The sequence below is a fragment of the Myxococcus sp. AM010 genome (genome assembly GCF_013372585.1).
In the GTDB taxonomy this organism is placed as follows: Bacteria; Myxococcota; Myxococcia; order Myxococcales; family Myxococcaceae; genus Myxococcus; species Myxococcus vastator.
The window spans coordinates 26,701-44,121 of record NZ_JABXEO010000005.1; the positions used below are offsets into that span (position 1 = coordinate 26,701).

15 protein-coding genes are annotated in these 17,421 nt (G+C 69.9%); 6 read left to right on the forward strand and 9 right to left on the reverse strand.

All coding sequences use genetic code 11. The features are described from left to right. Window positions 1-130 precede the first annotated feature (130 nt). The 5 genes from HV826_RS04575 to HV826_RS04595 form a co-directional block, all read right to left on the reverse strand. Window positions 131-580: a hypothetical protein gene (locus HV826_RS04575; protein ID WP_255217039.1), complete on the reverse strand. Its 450-nt coding sequence runs from the start codon at window positions 578-580 to the stop codon at window positions 131-133. 47 nt (window positions 581-627) lie between these two features. Next, entirely contained in the window at window positions 628-3,192 is a 2,565-nt protein-coding gene (locus HV826_RS04580; protein WP_176415781.1) for a polynucleotide kinase-phosphatase, read from the reverse strand. Continuing rightward, entirely contained in the window at window positions 3,189-4,589 is a 1,401-nt protein-coding gene (locus HV826_RS04585) for a 3' terminal RNA ribose 2'-O-methyltransferase Hen1 (protein ID WP_176415782.1), read from the reverse strand. Before HV826_RS04585 ends, HV826_RS04580 begins: the two co-directional genes overlap by 4 nt. Window positions 4,590-4,754: 165 nt before the next feature. After that, window positions 4,755-5,300, reverse strand: a complete 546-nt coding sequence (locus HV826_RS04590) for a hypothetical protein (protein ID WP_176415783.1) — start codon at window positions 5,298-5,300, stop codon at window positions 4,755-4,757. A 119-nt stretch (window positions 5,301-5,419) separates the two neighbouring features. Then, entirely contained in the window at window positions 5,420-7,507 is a 2,088-nt protein-coding gene (locus HV826_RS04595; RefSeq protein WP_176415784.1) for a prolyl oligopeptidase family protein, read from the reverse strand. Window positions 7,508-7,697: 190 nt separating this feature from the next. Between HV826_RS04595 and HV826_RS04600 the strand changes: the two genes are divergently transcribed. The 3 genes from HV826_RS04600 to HV826_RS04610 all read left to right on the forward strand — a co-directional run bounded on the left by HV826_RS04600 (window position 7,698) and on the right by HV826_RS04610 (window position 10,799). Further along, entirely contained in the window at window positions 7,698-8,429 is a 732-nt protein-coding gene (locus tag HV826_RS04600) for a 2OG-Fe dioxygenase family protein (RefSeq protein WP_176415785.1), read from the forward strand. A 164-nt stretch (window positions 8,430-8,593) separates the two neighbouring features. Further along, window positions 8,594-9,760, forward strand: coding sequence for a bestrophin family protein (locus HV826_RS04605; RefSeq protein ID WP_176415786.1), 1,167 nt, complete (start codon window positions 8,594-8,596; stop codon window positions 9,758-9,760). 4 nt (window positions 9,761-9,764) lie between these two features. Further along, window positions 9,765-10,799 (forward strand): acyltransferase, encoded by a 1,035-nt coding sequence (locus tag HV826_RS04610; protein ID WP_176415787.1) that lies wholly within the window; start codon window positions 9,765-9,767, stop codon window positions 10,797-10,799. Window positions 10,800-10,805: 6 nt separating this feature from the next. Here HV826_RS04610 and HV826_RS04615 read toward each other — a convergent pair whose 3' ends face one another. The 3 genes from HV826_RS04615 to HV826_RS04625 are packed head-to-tail and all read right to left on the reverse strand — an operon-like array spanning window position 10,806 to window position 14,041. Further along, window positions 10,806-11,582 carry a cytochrome C gene (locus HV826_RS04615; protein ID WP_176415788.1) on the reverse strand — a complete coding sequence of 259 codons (777 nt, stop codon included), beginning with the start codon at window positions 11,580-11,582 and terminating at the stop codon, window positions 10,806-10,808. A gap of 15 nt (window positions 11,583-11,597) precedes the next feature. After that, complete coding sequence (locus HV826_RS04620) at window positions 11,598-12,716, reverse strand: metallophosphoesterase (RefSeq protein WP_176415789.1); 1,119 nt, start codon at window positions 12,714-12,716, stop codon at window positions 11,598-11,600. Between the two features lie 11 nt (window positions 12,717-12,727). Continuing rightward, the gene (locus tag HV826_RS04625; RefSeq protein ID WP_176415790.1) at window positions 12,728-14,041 is read right to left on the reverse strand and encodes a cytochrome-c peroxidase; all 1,314 of its coding nucleotides are present in this window, start codon (window positions 14,039-14,041) and stop codon (window positions 12,728-12,730) included. A 174-nt stretch (window positions 14,042-14,215) separates the two neighbouring features. Here HV826_RS04625 and HV826_RS04630 point away from each other — a divergent pair, with 174 nt between their 5' ends. Then, window positions 14,216-14,464, forward strand: a complete 249-nt coding sequence (locus HV826_RS04630; RefSeq protein ID WP_163781318.1) for a DUF2171 domain-containing protein — start codon at window positions 14,216-14,218, stop codon at window positions 14,462-14,464. Window positions 14,465-14,467: 3 nt separating this feature from the next. On the opposite strand, the gene HV826_RS04635 is transcribed toward HV826_RS04630, so the two are convergent. Next, window positions 14,468-15,853, reverse strand: a complete 1,386-nt coding sequence (locus HV826_RS04635; protein WP_176415791.1) for a DUF2156 domain-containing protein — start codon at window positions 15,851-15,853, stop codon at window positions 14,468-14,470. A 321-nt stretch (window positions 15,854-16,174) separates the two neighbouring features. On the opposite strand from HV826_RS04635, the gene HV826_RS04640 reads away from it, so the two are divergent. Then, window positions 16,175-16,801 carry a hypothetical protein gene (locus HV826_RS04640; RefSeq protein WP_368670836.1) on the forward strand — a complete coding sequence of 209 codons (627 nt, stop codon included), beginning with the start codon at window positions 16,175-16,177 and terminating at the stop codon, window positions 16,799-16,801. After that, window positions 16,798-17,385: a hypothetical protein gene (locus tag HV826_RS04645; RefSeq protein WP_255208134.1), complete on the forward strand. Its 588-nt coding sequence runs from the start codon at window positions 16,798-16,800 to the stop codon at window positions 17,383-17,385. The genes HV826_RS04640 and HV826_RS04645 overlap by 4 nt, the downstream gene beginning before the upstream one ends. The last annotated feature ends 36 nt before the right edge of the window (window positions 17,386-17,421 follow it).

Consider the following 17,421-nt stretch of genomic DNA (forward strand, 5'->3'; position numbering starts at 1 on the left):
CCCGCATGGGCCAGGTGCGCCCCGCACAACCGGGATGCCGCCGCCACGGACGTCAGCGCGGTGCGGCTCGCCCACTGCCTGAGGCGCCTGTTCGTCACGGCGATGATGCCCCAGGCACGGCGCAACGGCCTCAGGTGGGACGCCGCGCGGTCTCCACCGCCAGGAGCACGTCACGCATGTCCCTGGGTGCTCGAGTCCGGCGCGCGTAGGCAATGCCGCCCACGAGCGTCACCAGGGCCAATCCGAACCAAGGCAACCGGATGAAGAACGAGAACGACGGACGCCCTTCCATCACCTCATCGTGAGGGACGAGCGAGTCCGTCGCCACCAGCCAGGATGTGACGAACGCCATGGGGCCCATGAAGGCAGCCGCCATCACGGCCCACGCGACAGCGTCCAGCCCCCGCCGGAGACGGCCGACGCCGGGCGCGGGCGCCACCCGCAGGACATCCCCAGGCTGACGTGAGCCCCACATCAACCAGCACCACACGCCCAGCCCGGCGGACATCGCCAGCGCGAGCACCCACCACAGGTTGGACTCCCACCAGAGAAATGGGGACGGCTCGTCGTAGAAGTTCATCCTCATCCCTCCACTGGGCGCCTGGCGCTCCCGCCCCAAAGCCTACATCAAAGCCGTGGGTCCACCGGCTCGCTCTCCAGGGCGAGGACTCCAAAGACACACTCGTGCACGCGGCGCAGCGGCTCGCCTCGCGCGAACCGCTCCAGGCCTTCGACCCCGAGCGCGAACTCACGCAGCGCCAGGGAGCGTTTCGTGGACAAGCCCCGCTGGCGCAGCCGCTCCAGGTTCGCGGGCGCGGTGTACTCCGGACCGTAGATGATGCGCAGATACTCCGGCCCTCGTGACTTGATGGCTGGCTGGAGCAGCCCCTTGCGCCCACGCACCGCGAAGTCGAGCGGCTTGACCACCATCCCCTCCCCTCCTCGCGCCGTGAGCTCTTCCCACCAGCGCACGCCCTCCGCCACCGCGGAGTCATCCTCCAGCGCCACCACGCGGAACGGTGTCGCCACCAGCAACGTCGCGTCCGCCTGGCACACCCGCGCGAGCGTCTCCATGTGCCACACATGGTCCTTGTCCATGTGCGCCCCCTCTTCCGTCGCCAGCAGATGGAAGGGCGCGAACCGCACGTCCTCCAACGAATGCACGGGCCAGCAGTAGCGCCGGTAGGCCTCCACGTACCGCTCCACGCTGCGCGCCTTCTCGCCGAAGCGTGTGGCCAGCTCCCCGACCTCCAGCCCACGCCCCACCGCCTGCTCCAGCACCGACACCACGTCCGTGAGCGCCGCGCGCGAGGCCGCCCCCACCGAAGCGTATTGGTCGCGCAACAGCTCCTGGGCCTTGAAGGACCAGGGCATCAGCTCCCCATCGAGGCACGCCCAGTCCGTCTGGTGCGCCTCCCAGAACCCCGACGCGGTGAGCGCCGCGCGCACCCGCGCCAGGAACGCCGCTTCGAGCCCCGTGTCCGTGAAGAAGCGGCGCCCCGTGCGCGTGTAGCAGACGCCTGGCGCGCCCGTCGTGACGCCGAAGCGCCGGAGAGCCGCCGCCTCGTCGCGGGCGACCACGACCACCGCGCGCGAGCCCATGTGCTTCTCCTCGCACACGACCTTCGCCACCCCTTCCTTGCGGTAGTAGGCGAACGCCTCCGCCGGGTGTTCGAGGTAGCCCTGCGCCTTGCTCGTCTCCGAGGGCGACATCGTCGGCGGCAGATAGATGAGCCACTTCGGGTCAATGGCGAACCGGCTCATCGCCTCCAGCGCCGCCGTGGCGTTCTCCTCGCGCACCGTCACGCTCTGGCTCAGCCGCGTCGTCACCACGCGCTTGCCCCGCACGTCCTCGATGTCCAACAGGTCGTCATGGACCTGCTGCGCGCTCAGCCCGCTCCCTGGCGTGACAGCACCGCCCAGCGGCCGGATGGACTCCGCGTAGGCCCGCGCCGCGGGCACCGAGACGAGCTCCCGCTCCGGATAACGCAGCGCCGTCAGCTTGCCGCCATACACGCAGCCCGTGTCCACGCAGAGCGTATTGTTGAGCCAGTCCGCCTCCAGCACCGGCGTGTGCCCGTACACCACCGCCGCCTTGCCCCGGTACTCCGCGGCCCAGTTGAAGCGCACGGGCAGACCGAACTCGTCCGTCTCGCCCGTCGTCTCCCCGTACAGGGCGAACTCACGCACCCGGCCGGAGCCACGGCCCTGCATCGACGCCTTGAGGCCCGCGTGCGCCACCACCAGCCGCCCCTCGTCGAGGACGTAGTGCGAGACGAGCCCGTCGATGAAGTCCACTACCGCCTTGTGGAACTCGGGCGGCTCACGCTCCAGCTGCTCCAGCGACTGGGCCAGCCCGTGTGACACCTTCACGTCCCGGCCGCGCAGCTTGCGCATCAGCTTCACTTCGTGATTCCCCGGGACGCACAACGCGCTGCCCGCCGCCACCATGCCCATGACGAGCCGGAGCACGCCCGGCGTGTCCGGCCCCCGGTCCACCAGGTCTCCCACGAAGAGGGCCTTGCGCCCCTCGGGCGGACGCACGTCAAACCCTGGCGCACCGTCCGCGCGGGGACGCACCTCGTAGCCCAGCTTGCCCAGCAGCGCCTCCAGCTCCTCCCGGCACCCATGGACGTCGCCGATGATGTCGAAGGGCCCGTGCTCGTGCTTGCGGTTGTTCCACAGCGGCTGCCGCACGAACTCGATGGCCTCCAGCACCTCCGGCTTCAGCACGTGGACATGGCGGAAGCCCTCGCGCTCCAGCCCTCGCAGCGAGCGGTGCAGTTGCTGGAGCTGGTTGCGCACCACATGCGCACCGAAGGCCCGGTCAGGCCGCTGCCGGTTGCGCTCCTGGCATGTCTTCTCGGGGACGTCGAGCACCACCGCCACGGGCAGCACGTGGAACTCGCGCGCGAGCTCCACCAGCGGCTTGCGCGCCTCTGGCTGCACGCTGGTCGCGTCGATGACGGTGAGCAGCCCCCGCGCCAGCCGCTTGGCCGCGACGAAGCGCAGCGTCTCGAACGCGTCCTTCGTGGCCTCCATGCTGTTCTCGTCATCGGAGACGATGCCCCGGTAGGCATCCGATGACAGGACCTCGGTCGGCTTGAAGTGCCGGCGCGCGAAGGTGGACTTGCCCGCGCCGGAAGGACCGATGAGCAGGACCAGGGAGAGTTCAGGAATCGTGAGCTTCATCGCGCGAACACCGCCATCTGGGTCGGTGCACCGACGTCCGGGTCCAGGGGACCCACCGGGAGGAAGCGAACGCTGTAGCCGAAGCGCTCGCAGAGGCCCTGGGCCCAGGACTCGAACTCGGCCCGGGTCCACTCGAAGCGGTGGTCGCGGTGGCGGAAGGTGCCCGCGGGGAGCGATTCGAAGCGCACGTTGTATTCGGCGTTGGGCGTGGTGAGCGCCACCACGTTGGGCCGGGCGGCTTCGAAGAGGACGCGCTCGAAGGCCGCGAGCCGCGGCGGGTCCAGGTGCTCGATGACCTCGATGACAGAGGCCGCCTCGTACCCGGCCAGCCGCGCGTCCCGGTACATGAGCGAGCCGTGGAGGAGCTGTATCCGTCGCCGCTGAAGCTCCGACATCCGGTCCAGGTCCAGCCGCTCCCGGGCGATCTCCAGCGAACGGAAGGACACGTCCATGCCGAGGATGTCGGTGAACTGCCGCTCCTTGAGCAGGGCCCGGAGCAGCTTGCCCTCGCCGCAGCCCAGGTCCACCACGCGCGTGGCGCCGCTCTCCTTTAGGACGGCGACCACGGCCTGCAGGCGCTGCTCGTTGAGGCTCAGCCGCGATTCGAGCGCGGCCTCCTCCTGGTTGCGCGCCTGCGCGCCCTCCTCCGGCTCGGGCGCTTCGTCACCGGAGAGCCGCTCCAGCGCATCGCGCGCGAGGCTCTTGCGGTGGCGCAGGTAGCGCCGGGTGATGAGGTCCCGCTCCGGGTGCGCCGCCAGCCAGCCCTCCCCGTGCCGCAGGAGCTTCTCCACCTCCTCGTCACCCACCCAGTAGTGCTTGTCGTCATCCAGCACGGGAATCAGCACGTAGAGGTGCGTGAGCAACTCACTCAGGCGCGTGTGGGCCTCCAGCGTGACGGTGAAGTAGCGGCTGTGGCCCCAGTCCGGGCGTGTCTCGTCCAGCGCGTGCCGCGTGGCGGTGACGGTGTAGCCCAGGGGCTCGAAGAGCTTCCGCAGGAAGGGCTCGCCGCCGCGACAAGGGAGCACGGAGAGGCGGGCCACCAGCGGAAGCGGCTGCCCGGCCAGGTCCGGCCGCTCCTTGCTGCTGCCCGACATCGCGTTGCGGAAGGTGCGTGCGAGCGCGACGCTCAGGAACGACGAGGCCACGTAGGGTCGGTCGTTCACGTACTGGTCCAGCACACCGCCTTCGCCTGAAGGGCCGCGACGCTCCCGGACGAGCCCGACGGGGTCGACCTCCAGCAGCAACGCCGCCGTGGTGCGCGCCTCCGTGGCCTCCGGATAGAAGACGTGCGCGTGTCCGAAGGACAGCTCGAACGACTGCGGACGGTGCGGATTCTTGTGGAGCAGGTACCCGAGGTCGGTCGCGGGATGATGCGTCGTCGAGAGCGTCAGCAGCATGGCCTTCCCAGCTTCGGTTCCACGGCGTCAGGGACGTTTCCCATGACGCGGGACTGTAGCGCGGCGAAGACCTGGGGTGCCGGGCGAGCCTGACAACGTGGGCCCACCCGGCCGTGCGCATTCAGCGCCTTCACGGCCCGCGAAACCCCGCGGGCCTCGGCAGCACTACATGGGGCCGGCGCAGCTCGCCGTGTGGGCCGCGCGCGGGCACCAGTAGTTGGTGATGTTCAGGCCACCCTTCGTCCCCGTGCGCGTGTTGCACGTGCGCGAGCCCCAGTTGGACTCGTTCAGGGTGATGCGGTACGGGTTGACCGTCTTGTTGACCTTCGCGACGAACGCCGTGTGCCCCGCGGGGTTCGAGCCCAGAATCATCGCCACGCAGCCCACGTGAGCGTGGTTGCTGTTGATGATGGCGCGCTTGTCGGCCCACGTGAACAGCCCATAGGGAAGATTGGGCGCCCGGCAGCGGGCATACGCCACACACTCGTCGTTACAGAAGCCCGCGCAGGCCGCGGCGGAGGCCATGGCGGAGACCTCGCCCTCATCGTGCGCGTCTCCTCCGTAGAGGACTTCCTCATCAACGACATGCTCCCCCGCCGACTCCGACTCGGACGGCAGCGGCTCCACCTCCGCGCCAACACCACAGCCAACGGCCGCGAGGGACAGGGTGAGGATGGACAACGAGACGAGCCGCATCTTGAGCTGGGACATGGGGGTGCTCCTGAAAGGGAAAGCGCTGCGCGGAGCACCCTATCAGCCCAAATCAAGAATAATCTTAAAATCACAACCAAGGTGTTTTCCTGGACAGCACGCCCGCCTCCATCGGCCGCTCAGTCCATCAGCTGCCGCGACAGGTAGACGTGGTGCAGGGCCCACCGGCGCGCGTTGAGCAGCGGGTCCGCGTCGTTGGAGTGCCCGCCGTCGGTGTTCTCGTAATACAGGTACGGCAGCCCCATGGCCTCCAGGCGCGCCGCGAACTTCCGCGCGTGGCCCGGGTGGACGCGGTCATCCTTCGTGTTGGTGGTGATGTACGGCGCGGGGTAGCGCACGCCCTCGCGGAGGTTCTGGTAGGCGGAGTACTTCGAGATGAACGCCGCGTCCCCGGGCACCTCCGGGTCGCCGTACTCCCCCACCCACGACGCGCCCGCCGGCAGCTTGTGGTAGCGCATCATGTCGATGAGCGGGCTTTCGATGACGGCCGCGTTGAACAGGTCCGGGCGCTGCGTCATCGCCACGCTGGTGAGGACGCCGCCGTTGGAGCGGCCGTAGATTCCCAGGTGGCGCGGGGAGCTGACCTTCCTGCGCACCAGGTCCTCCATCACCGCCGCGAAGTCGTCGAACGCGCGCTGGCGGTGCTCCCGCAGGGCCGCCTGGTGCCAGCGCGGACCGAACTCGCCGCCGCCCCGGATGTTGGCGACGACGTAGGCCCCGCCGCGCTCCATCCACAACTTGCCCTCCTCCGGCAGGTAGACGGGTGGCTTGGATACCTGGAAGCCGCCATAGCCATACACCAGCGTCGGCAGCGTGCCGTCGAGCTTCCGCGCCTTCGGCCGCACCAGGAAGTATGGAATCCGGGTGCCGTCCTTTGACTTCGTCCAGTACTGGTCCACCCGGAGCTTCGAGCCATCGAAGCGCGCGGGCAGCGACTTCACCTTCTTCACCGTGCCCGCCTTCGCGTCCGCCAGCCACAGCGCCGTCGGCTCGAGGAAGCCCTGGGACTTCACGAAGAAGCGGTCATGTGAAGACGACGTCGCGGTGATGGCGACCGAGGCGTTCTTCGGCAAGGCCAGCCGCTTGCGGCTCCAGCGGTTCTTCACCGGCGTGTAGACATCCAGCGCGCCCTTCACGTCCTCGTAGAGGTTCACCAGCACCCGCCCCCGCGTCGCCGCCACCGATTCGATGGCCTGACGCGCGCCCGGCTGGAAGAGCAGCGTGGGCTTCGCCTTCGCCGGGTCCGCCTTCAGCGCGGCCAGCGGGTACGCCAGCAGCGCGCCCTGCTTGAAGCGGCCCCAGTCCTCTTCAATCGTGAAGACGACCTGCCCGTCCACGAAGGCCTGGAGGGAGGACTTCCGGGGGAACGGGAGCCGCACCGGCGCCGCGTCTCCCAGCAGGTAGTACTCCGACTCGAAGAAGGTCACCGCGCGGTTGACCAGCACCGCCCGCAGCGCGCCCTCCGCGTCCCGCAGCGGGAAGGGAGACGCGGAGACGTCGGTGCGCTCGCCCCGGAAGGCCTCCTGCGCCTCCGTCAGCGGCGTGCCGCGCTTCCAGCGCTTGAGCACGAAGGGATAGCCCGACTCCGTGAGCGTGTCCCCGCCCCAGTCACGCCCCACCAGCAGCGTGTCCGTGTCCAACCAGGACGCGGACAGCTTGCCCTCCGGGACCTGGAAGCCTCCTTCCACGAAGTGCTTCGCGGCGGCGTCGAACTCGCGCAGCTCCACGGCGTCCTTGCCGCCGTTGGACAGGGAGACGAGGCAGCGCTGGTCCGCGGGCGGCAGGCAGTTGCTGCCCTTCCAAATCCAGTTGGCCTTCTCGGCCTTCGCCAGCGCGTCCACGTCCAGCACCGTCTCCCACGGTGTCTGGGCGCGCGTGTAGCCGTCCAGCGAGGTGTGCCGCCAGAGGCCTCGGGGGTTGCCGCGGTCCTGCCAGAAGTTGTCCACACCGCCTGCCCGGAAGCCGGGCGTGGGGATGCGGTCGGTGGAGGTGAGCAGCTCGAGCGCCTGGGCGTGGAAGGTCTCGAAGCGCGGGTCCTTCTCCAGCACCGCGAGCGTCCGCGCGTTCTGGGCGCGCACCCATGCGAGCGCCTTCTCGCCCTGGACCTCCTCGAGCCACAGGAAGGGGTCTTGAGGTGGGGCCTCGGCCATCGCCACGGCGGAGGTCAACAGCCCGGTCAGCAACGACGCCACATACGCCCTTCTCATGTCCTCATCTCCCGATGCCCGAGGTGGCCCCCCCAACAGACCGAGCCGCCTCCCATTCCCCCGACGATGACGCCTGCGCCACGGCGGCCGTGCTCACGGGCCCGTGAGCGCCCGCCGTGCGTGCATCGCATCGGGGCTGGCGGTGATGGCCTGCAAGGGAGTATGGGTCCGCGCGTGGAGTCCGACGCCCATGAGCTTCCAGCCCCCCGTCACCCCCGCGTCCGAAGTCCCCACGGCCCTCAGCGGGCGTGGCTACGCCGTGCTCAACCGCGACGGACTCTGCGAGCTCGCGGGCATTGACTCGCCCGCGCTGGACGCGCTGCGGCCGTCCTGGGACGCGCTGCCGCAGGATGGCTTCCTCCGGGATGGGGGCCGCTATCGCTCACGGCGGCACGCCTGCTTCATCGTGGACGGCGCCTCGGTGACGCAGGCGCCTCACCGCGCGCACTGGCAGCCCGTGGAATACAACGCGCTTCACGGTGGGCTGGAGCGCTGGTTCGAGCCCGTGCAGCCCGACGTCGTGTCCCAGCCGGTGTGGGCGGGGCTGATTCGAGGCCTCGCCGCGTGCTGCTCCCACCTCAAGGGCGAGCGCCCCTGGTTCGTCGAGGCCCACCAGTTCCGCATCGACACCACCGACGGCATCGGCCGGCCGACCCCCGAGGGCGCGCACCGGGACGGCGTGGACTTCGTGGCGGTGCTGCTCGTGGGCCGCGAGGGCATCAAGGGCGGTGAGACGCGTGTCTTCGAGGCCCAGGGTCCCAACGGCCTGCGCTTCACGCTGACGGAGCCCTGGTCCGCGCTGCTGCTCGATGATGCCCGCGTGATTCACGAGAGCACGCCCATCCAGCCGCTGGGAGGCACCGGCCACCGGGACACGCTGGTGCTCACGTTCCGGGCTGGGGGATTCCAGGGCCCCGGGTAGCGCCCGGGAGCGCCTCTGCTCGCTCCAGGACACTTGCAGCTTCGGTCCGCGTGCTCGCCTGACACACGCGCGCAACCGAGCGGGGTGCGTGTGTTGCCAGTGCGCGCCGGCGTCACTAGACGCATTGCGCGAGGCGACCTCACCCACCCTGGAGCATTCCCCGAATGATTGTTGGCCGGAGGCTGTCCTGGCACATCATCCTGCGTTACACCGGCAGGGGCGTCGCGATGCACGTCCTCTTCGCGCTGGCTGTCATCGTGGGCTACCGCGTGTTCGACGCCTGGTGGATGGCGGTCCCCGCCATGCCCGTGTCGGTGCTCGCGGCGGCGCTGGGCGTGCTGCTCGCGTTCCGCAACGGCTCCGCTTACGACCGCTGGTGGGAAGCCCGCTCGCTCTGGGGCGGCGTGGTGAACTGGTCGCGCACCTTCGCCCGGCAGGTGTTGACGCTGCTGCCGCGCCCGGAGCGCGGGGCCGGTGCGGCGTTGACGGAGCTGGAGCTGGCGCCGTCGGCGTCGCCCCTGCTGCGCACGGCGGCGGAGCGCACCCGTCGCTTGTTGACGGTGTCGGGAACGCGAGCGAGCGACGGCGCCGTCCGCGACCAGTTCGGCCAGGCCCGCGTACACCCGGAGCAGGGCAGCCCCCGGGAGAAGCTCGCCGACATGGGCACCGCCACCCAGGCGGAGGGCGAGGCCCGCGGCGCCATCACCGGCGGCATGGTGCAGGACATCACCGAGGACGCGCGCGAGCTGGTGTACGCGCAGATTGGCTTCGTGAATGCCATGCGCTGCCACCTGCGCCGGCAGGACCCGCTGCCAGAAATCGTTCCCTTCTTCCGGCCCCCCGTCATTGAAGCGTTGCGCGAAGAGCAGAACGTTCCGTCCGCCCTCTTGCTGTGGATGGGCACGCGCCTGCGCCGCATCTACGGCCAGGTGACCGACACGCAGCAGGTGTTCTTCCTCCACGTAACGATGGACCGCACGCTGTCCGAGCTGACGAACCTGCTGGGCGCGTGTGAGCGCATCAAGAACACGCCCCTGCCCCGCCAGTACGACATCCTGCTGCTGGCCATGACACGGGCCTACCTGGTGCTGCTCCCCCTGGGTGTGGTGGAGGACCTGGGCTGGCTCACCCCGCTCGTCACCGCCGTCATCGCGTTCCTCTTCATCGGGCTGGACGCCGTGGGCCGGGACATCGAGACGCCCTTCGAGGACGACCTCAGCGATACGCCCATGACGGCGCTCTGCCGGACCATCGAAATCAACCTGCGGCAGATGCTGGGAGAAACGGAGCTCCCCCCTCCCGTTCAGCCCCAAGATGGGCTTCTCTACTGAGGTTGTGACGACCGCTGGCCGCATCCCGCTGTTCGAGAACGTGCGAGGTGTCCTCATCACCCTGGTGGTGATGGGGCATGCGCTCGAGCCCCTCCTCGGCCGCGAGCCGCTGGCGAAGGCGCTCTACTCCGGCCTGTACCTGTTCCACATCCCCGCCTTCGCGTTCCTCTCCGGGCACCTGTCCCGCGCGGACAGCGGCCCACGCGCGCTGAGCGCCATCGCCTGGGGGCAGCTCGCGCCGCTGGCCGTGTTCCAGGTGCTGTATGTCGCCTTCGACGCGTGGGTGCTCGGCCGAGGCTGGGGCTTCCACTGGCTGGTGCAGCCGTACTGGCTGCTGTGGTTCCTGCTGAGCCTCGGGTGCTGGCGGCTGGTGCTGCCCCTGCTCCTCCGCCTTCCCCGGCCGCTGCTGTGGGCCGCGGCGCTGGCGCTCGTCGCGGGCCTGCTGCCCTGGGTGGGCTACCTGTTCGGACTGTCGCGGACGTTCGTGTTCCTGCCCTGCTTCGTCGCCGGCCACCTGACGCGAAGGGAGTGGCTGCTGGCCCCTCGACACACCCGGGGCTGGCGCGTCGCGCTCGCGGCGTCGCTCGCCGTGGGACTTGGCGTCTGCGTCGGAGCGGTGGCCGTGGGCGCGCTGCCCGCGCCCGCGCCGCAGTGGCTGTACGGGAGCAGCGGCTACGCGGTGCTCGGCGCCACCGCGCTCACGGGCATGGCGGCGCGCGCGGCCCTCCTCTGCGGTGCGCTGGCGCTGACGTGGGCGCTGTTCACGCTCAGCCCCAGGGAGGAGAGCGCGCTCACGCGGCTGGGTGGCCGGAGCCTGGCGCCCTTCCTGCTGCACGGCTTCGTCGTGCGAGCCGCCGAGCACCTGGGCGCGTACGCGCTGCTCCAGGGGCCGGTGGGCGTCGCCCTCGCGCTGGGGGCGGGGGCGCTGCTCACGGTGCTGCTGGGCCACCCTCACGTGGTCCAGGCCACGCGCCCGCTGTGGGAGCCTCGGTGGCTCTTCCAGCGGACACGTGACGCCGTGCCGGGCCTGGGGCGCTGAGCGGGCCTACTTCTTCCCGTACTCCAGCTTCACGCCCTTGCGCTTGGCGTAGATGTACGCCTCCATGGCGCGCATCCGCGGGTCACCATCCGCCAGCGGCTTGCCGCGCGCCGGGTTCTCGATGCACCAGTTGATCATGTCGCGCAGCAGCGCCACGCGGCCCAGCTGCACCTGGTACTTCGGATACGTCTCCGGGTGCGTGTTGGACGCGTCCGGGTGGCACATGTCACAGGAGATGCCCACCGTGCCACCTATGGCCTTGGCGTCATGGAAGACGCGGTGGCCTTCGTCCACGAACTGCTCCGTGGAGGCGGCCCAGATGGCCTCGTCCCGGTCGGAGAACGCGCCATAGGTGTGGCCGTCCTGGATAGGCGTGGCAATCTGCTTCTTCACCTGCGAGCCGCCGCTCTCCGGCGTCACGCCCCCCGGACGCACCGTCTCGCTGGCCGAGGGCGCCTGCGCCACCAGGGGCACCGGGTCCCAGTGGGCGTTCGGGTTCTTGCGCAGCCATTCCTCCATCAGCGCGCCCGACACATGCTGCGCCTGCGCGCGCGTCAACGACTGGCCCGCCTTGACGCCCTTCACCTCCATGGACGTCTCGCCGTCACACAGGCCCACCACGAGGTTGCCGTCCTTCGACACCGGCAGCTCGTGCTTCTTCACCTCGGCGCCCTGGGCGGCCGCTTTCGACGGCGGCGGCACGGGGCTTGTAGCCAGCGCCGCGCCTCCCACGAACGACAGCACGGCGCCCGTTCCCACAAGCAGCTTCATCCGGAAGGTCATGGTGTCCCCTCGCGCTCAGTAGCTCGGCAGCTTGGTCCGGGGCGGCACGTCCTGCTTCCCACCCGACGCGAGGTAGCTCGCGCGCACGGTGATGGGGTTGCGCTCCCAGAGGTTGTACAGCTTGTCCACCATCCCCGACTCCAACACGTCCATCCGCCCGTCTCCGCAGCCGTCGAACTGGCTGAAGGGGTCGGAGCGGTTCATCTGCACCGTCAGCCGCGGCAGGCCTTCGGGCGCGTAGGGCCAGGGCCACGCGGTGGACAACATGCCGTGGAAGCTCATGTTGCCAATGCGGTTGCTGAGGAGTTGGTGCGTGTGGCCGTGGATGACCGTCACCGTCTGGAACGGCTTGAACAGCGCCTGCACCTCGTCCGCGTCGTCCGTCCAGAAGTTCCAGGGCCGGTAGTATTTGTAGAGCGGTGAGTGGCTGAAGACGATGATGGGCGTCGCCTTGTTCACCTTCGCCAAATCTTGACGCAGCCACTCGCGCTGCGGCGCGCCGACCTCGAAGCGGGACTGGATGCCGTTGTCCAGGCCGGCGACAATCTGCATCCGCTCCTCGGGCGTGAGCTTGCGCTCCGTCCAGAAGTCCTTCTCCAGGATGGAGTTGAGCACCACGAAGTGGACGCCCTTGTGGTCGAACGAATAGTTCGGCGGGCCGAACAGGTCCGTCCACAGCTCGCCCATGTCGAGGAACCAGTCGTGCTCGCCCACCATCATCCGAACGGGCGCCTTCACGGCCTTCAGAATCTCCGCGCCCAGCTTCAGCTCGCCGGGCTTGCCCAGCTGCGCCAGGTCGCCTCCAAAGAGGACGAAGTCCGGCTGCGGGTCCAGCCCATTCACGTCATCCACGGCCTTGAGGATGGCGCGCACGAAGCGGTCGTTGAGCTTCTTCTCGTACAGGTGCGTGTCGGAGATGTACGCGAAGGAGAAGCGCGGCTTCGTCCCCTGCGCCTCCGCCACGTTGACCAGCTGGAAGCTGTGCGGCGTGCGCAGGCCCAGGCCCGCGGCGATGCCAGCGGAGATGCCGGCCACGCGCAGGAAGGCGCGGCGGTCCAGCTTCTTGAGGTCGTCGAAGAAGGCGTCGCGCTCTGCGTGGTGCTTCGTCTCGATGCTGCGGAACTTGTTCCCCATGGCGGCGGCTCCTAGGGCCTGGACGTCGAGGCGGGCTTCACGAGCGTCTCGGTGCCGTACACACCGATGTCCGCCGGGTTCTTCACCGACAGGTCCGGGTTGGGGGCCAGGTCTCCCAGGTTCCCCTTCTTCCCCATGGCCACCGCGGTGTCGCGCTCCGGGCGCCTGTGCTTCAACCCGCGCTGCCGGGCCTGCTCCTTCGTGGCGTACTTCGCGAACCGCGCGTCGGTGAGGGTGTGGAGGAAGGCCACCACGTCGTCTATCTCCGCCTCCGTCAGCCCCAGGCGCTGCATGCCGCCATCCAGGTAGGGGTTGGGCACGCCGCCCTTGTTGTAGTGGTCCAGGACGTCCCACAGCGTCGCCAGGGAGCCGTCGTGCATGTACGGACCGGTGATGGCGATGTTGCGCAGCGTGGGCGTCTTGAAGGTGCCCACGTCATTCTCCTGCTTCGTCACCAGGAAGCGGCCCAGCTCGGAGAAGCGCGTCTGAAGCGCCAGCTCGTCAATCTGCTGCTCGTCGCCAGTGCGGACCACCTTCAGGGCCTCGCGGGCGAGCTTCACGAAGTCCTGCTTGTGCGCCGCGATGCCGATGTTGTGGAACTTCTGGTCGCTGAACAGCGGCGACACCACGTTGCCCGCGTGGCAGGTGTTGCAGCGGGCCTTGCCGTTGAAGAGCGCCCAGCCCCGACGCTCCGCGGCGGTGAGCGCCTTGGAGTCCCCGGTGATGAAGCGGTCGAAGCGGGCGTCGCCGGAGTAGAGCGTGCGCTCGAAGGCGGCGATGGCCGTCGCCAGGTCGTCGAAGTTCACCTCGCGGCCGAAGACCTTCTGGAAGTCCCTCACGTACTCCGGGATGGCCTTCACCTTGGCCACCACCGCCGCCTCGTCGGGCATGCCCATCTCCCGCGGGTTGAGGATGGGCAGCTTCGCCTGGTCCTCCAGCGTGGACGCGCGGCCGTCCCAGAACTGAGAGGCATTGAAGAGCGCGTTGAGGAGCGTGGGGCTGTTGCGCGTCACCTTCTGGCCCTTCACGCCCTCCGACACGGGCTTCGCGTCCGTGAAGCCGAAGCGAGCGTCATGACAGGTGGAGCAGGACACGGTGTTGTCCACCGACAGGCGCTGGTCGTTGAAGAGCTTCTCGCCCAGCAACACCCGCTCCGGCGTGGGCGCGAGGCTGGCCGGGACGGACAGCTTCCACAGCGCCGCCGACACGCCCGGTGGCAGGTCGGCGGGCGGAGGCGCCGCTTCCTTCCCAGCCGTCTGGGCCTGCCCGGCCTGGGCGAACAGCAGGACGGCGAGCGACAGTGCAACGCCACACGGCGGGCGCATGGTCTCCCCTCCCCACCAACCGCGTTGCACGCCGCGAGGAGTCGAGGCGCCGGGCTGGGGTCAGTTCTTTCCCGAAAACATCACTATCCCCGTGCCGCGGTCCAGCTTGCGTTCACCCTTGCGTGGGCTGCCGAACATCCCGGACGCGCGCATCTTTCGCAAAAGGAGGGCGTCATGTGGGACCCGGGAGAGCTGCGCGAGGGCATGGCCGTGAGGGACGAGCACGGGCGGAGGCTCGGCACGGTGGTGCATATCGGAGACACGCACTTCGAGCTGGAGCAGGGCTGGCCGCCCAGCCGCGACTTCATGGTGAGCTTCCACCTGGTGGCGCGGGTGGACCACGGCGACGTGTTCCTCCACCCCGGCCACGGCGCCACCGTGCCCACGGAGGACGAGGCGCCCGACAGCGGCGCATACATCTGACGGCTAGCGTCCGGGCAGGCGCAGGTCGCGAGAGAGGAAGAGCAGCCCGGACGCCGTCGCCGGCGCGAGCACGGCCAGGGCGATGATGGCCCAGTCCAGCGGGCTCCGGGCGAGCGGCACGTTGTAGGTGACGGCCTGGACGAACGTCAGACACGCGTCCGCCGCCGTCAGCCCGCCCAGCACCGTGGCCAGGGAGTCCCGCCAGCGCCGCACCAGGGAGAAGAGGCCCACGGTCAGGCCCACGTCGAACAGCACCCACGCCCACTGCACCTGGACGGACGGGAACCAGCGCGCCGTGGCGGGCAGCGCCAGCAGCGCGGTCCACGGGACGAGCAGCACGGCGAGCGCGTGCACCAGCAGGCGCGGACGCCGCAGCAACGTGGCGACGCCGAAGCGCAGCAGGCTGCCCTGCGCGAAGGCCCGCAGCGCGTCGTACACCGCCGCCAGCCCACCCCGAGGCTCGGGATAGGACAGATGGATGGGCACCCAGGCGTCAGGGCGAAACTTCCCCTTGAAGGTGCGCAGCCCCTCGAAGTCGAAGAGCGGCCGGCCGCACGCCCGCGCCAGCCGCAGCCACGGCCGCACGGGCCCCGCGAGCGGCGCCAGTCCCAGCGTCACGTAGCGCCGCCCGGTGGCGACCGCCGCGCGCATGGCCGCGTCCACCAGCGCCTCCGCGGTGCCGTTGGGCGCCTCCGGATCCCTGAGCAGATCCTGGAGGAACCAGCCTTCGCGGGCATACACGGGCGACACCGACAGGAAGCCCACCACCTCGCCGTCCACCTCCGCGACGAAGGCGTGGCGCTCGCTCGCGAAGGCGTGGGGACGGAGCTGGACCAAAAAGCCCATGGGCGCCATGCGGCGGGACGCCAGCCAGCGCGCCTTCAGCAGCTCCACCGCGCGCCGCGTGGGGTGCAGCGAATCTCCCAGCTCCGTGGCGGGCACCTCGCGGACCTTCACGCCTCGCGCGCGGGCACGGCGCAGCTGCTCACGCAGGCCGCGGCTGCCTCGCACGACGTCGTCCCAGTGCGCCGGGTCCCAGACGGGCTGCTCGCCGATGGACAGCGACGCCATGGGGGCCAGCTCCAGGAAGCGCGGCTCGGTGGCGAAGAAGCACACGCGCCGACTCACTGCTCGCGCGGCCGCGCGGAAGTCCTCCGTCACAGAAGCCAGCCGCTCCGGCGCGGCGATGGGCGCTCCGGCCGCCACCCAGGCGCCGCCCGTGTCCACGTACGCCACGCACGCGTCGCCCGCCGGGTCGAACCAGTAGCGGAAGCCGGGCTGCAGCACCTGGAACGAGGTGGCGTTCCACCCGTACCGGCGCAGCAGCGCCAGCACCTGCTCGCGTGACTCCGGGCCAGCCGGGTCCTTCTCTGGGGAATGTCCTTCCACGCGCGGCGGAAGGTATGTGCCCCACCCCGTGGACGGCAAACGAGAACACCCTCTGTCCGGACCAGAGCCGCGTGCCTCATACGGCGCGCATGAGCGCGCGCGACGCAGCGAGGTCTCCAGCGACCACACGCGCGCGCCAGCCGACAGTTGCAGCACAAGAGGGCAGGCGGGCACTCAGGGAAAGCCAAAGTCAGCCTAGCGTGCGGGGCACTCCCTCCAACTGGAGCCCGTGGATTGAAATCTCCTTCACTCGCGGCCTGCGCGCTCGCGGCCCTGTTATCCCCCTGTCTGGCTGCCGCCAATGGAGACGATGCCGGTGGCGTGCGAACCAACACCGCGCGCCTGCTGACGACAGACGCGGCGGAGGTCATCGACACGCCCGTGCTGGGACTCCAGCGCACGGCGCTGCCGCTGTTCTCGGGACTGGCCGTGGACACGTCCATGTATGCCAATGCCTTGCTGGCGCCCAACGTGGGGCTGCGCTGGGCGATGGCCGCCGGGCCACACCGCATCGTGCTGGGCGCGCGCTACACGCACTTCGTGGGCGCCTCCGTCTATTCGGACGTGGTGACGTCGGAGGCGGACACGCCGGCGCTCCAGCGCTTCGAGCCCGAGCTGTCCGGCCCCTCCTTCTACGGCGTCTACGGCCTGGCGCTGGGCCCCGTGCTGGTGCAGGGCGAGGCGCGCTACGGCCACTACACGTCCGACTACCTCTCCTTCACCGGCGCGCTGGCGTTCAACTTCGCGGGCCCCTGGTCCGTGGTGGGCGAGGCGGGCGTTCGCGTGAAGGGGGGCACCACCCTGCGCGCCGCCGCGGGCATCCGCTACGGCGGCGAGCACTTCGGCCTGGGCCTGGGCGCCACCTACGTGGACATGAGCGACCCAGCCCTTCCGGGAGAGAGCCTGCCCGTCCTTCCCGTCCTCGACCTGTCGTGGAGCTTCCGATGATGATGCGCGCCCTGCTGCTTCCCTGCGTGCTGCTACTGTCCGCTTGCTCGGCGGAGATCGCCATCCAGACCGAGCCCTTCGACCAGGTGGTGCCCGTCACCTCGCTGCTCGAGCCCGTCTACGCGGAGGTGGCGCTCGACCTGCCGGAGGAGTCCGTCAACACACAGGACCTGGACATCATCGTCAACGAGGTCTCCGCCACCCTCGTGGTGGTCAACCCGTCCCCCACGCTCACCCTGCGCACGTCCGCGCGCCTGTCGCTCACCGGAAGCGCCACGCCGAACAACCCGCGGCTCTACACGGACTTCAACCGGCCGGCCTACTACGACAGGGCGACGGAAATCCTCGCCGAGCGGACCTTCCAGCCCGACTCGCGCACGCCGGTGCGCATCGATTCACCGGCGCTCAAGGAGGCCATTGGCCGGCGGCGCGTCTGGGTCATCGTCAGCAACACGGTGGTCCGCTCCGGCCTCTCCCTGCCCCAGCTCCCGGCGCAAGTCCGGCTGGAGGACATCGTCTTCCAGGCCCTGCTCACCAAGCCCTTCCCCGGGCTGGGCGGCGCGCTGGAGGCCGGCGGCCTGTAGCCAGGGGCGGGCGCGGGTGGGAAGCTTGCGCGAGAG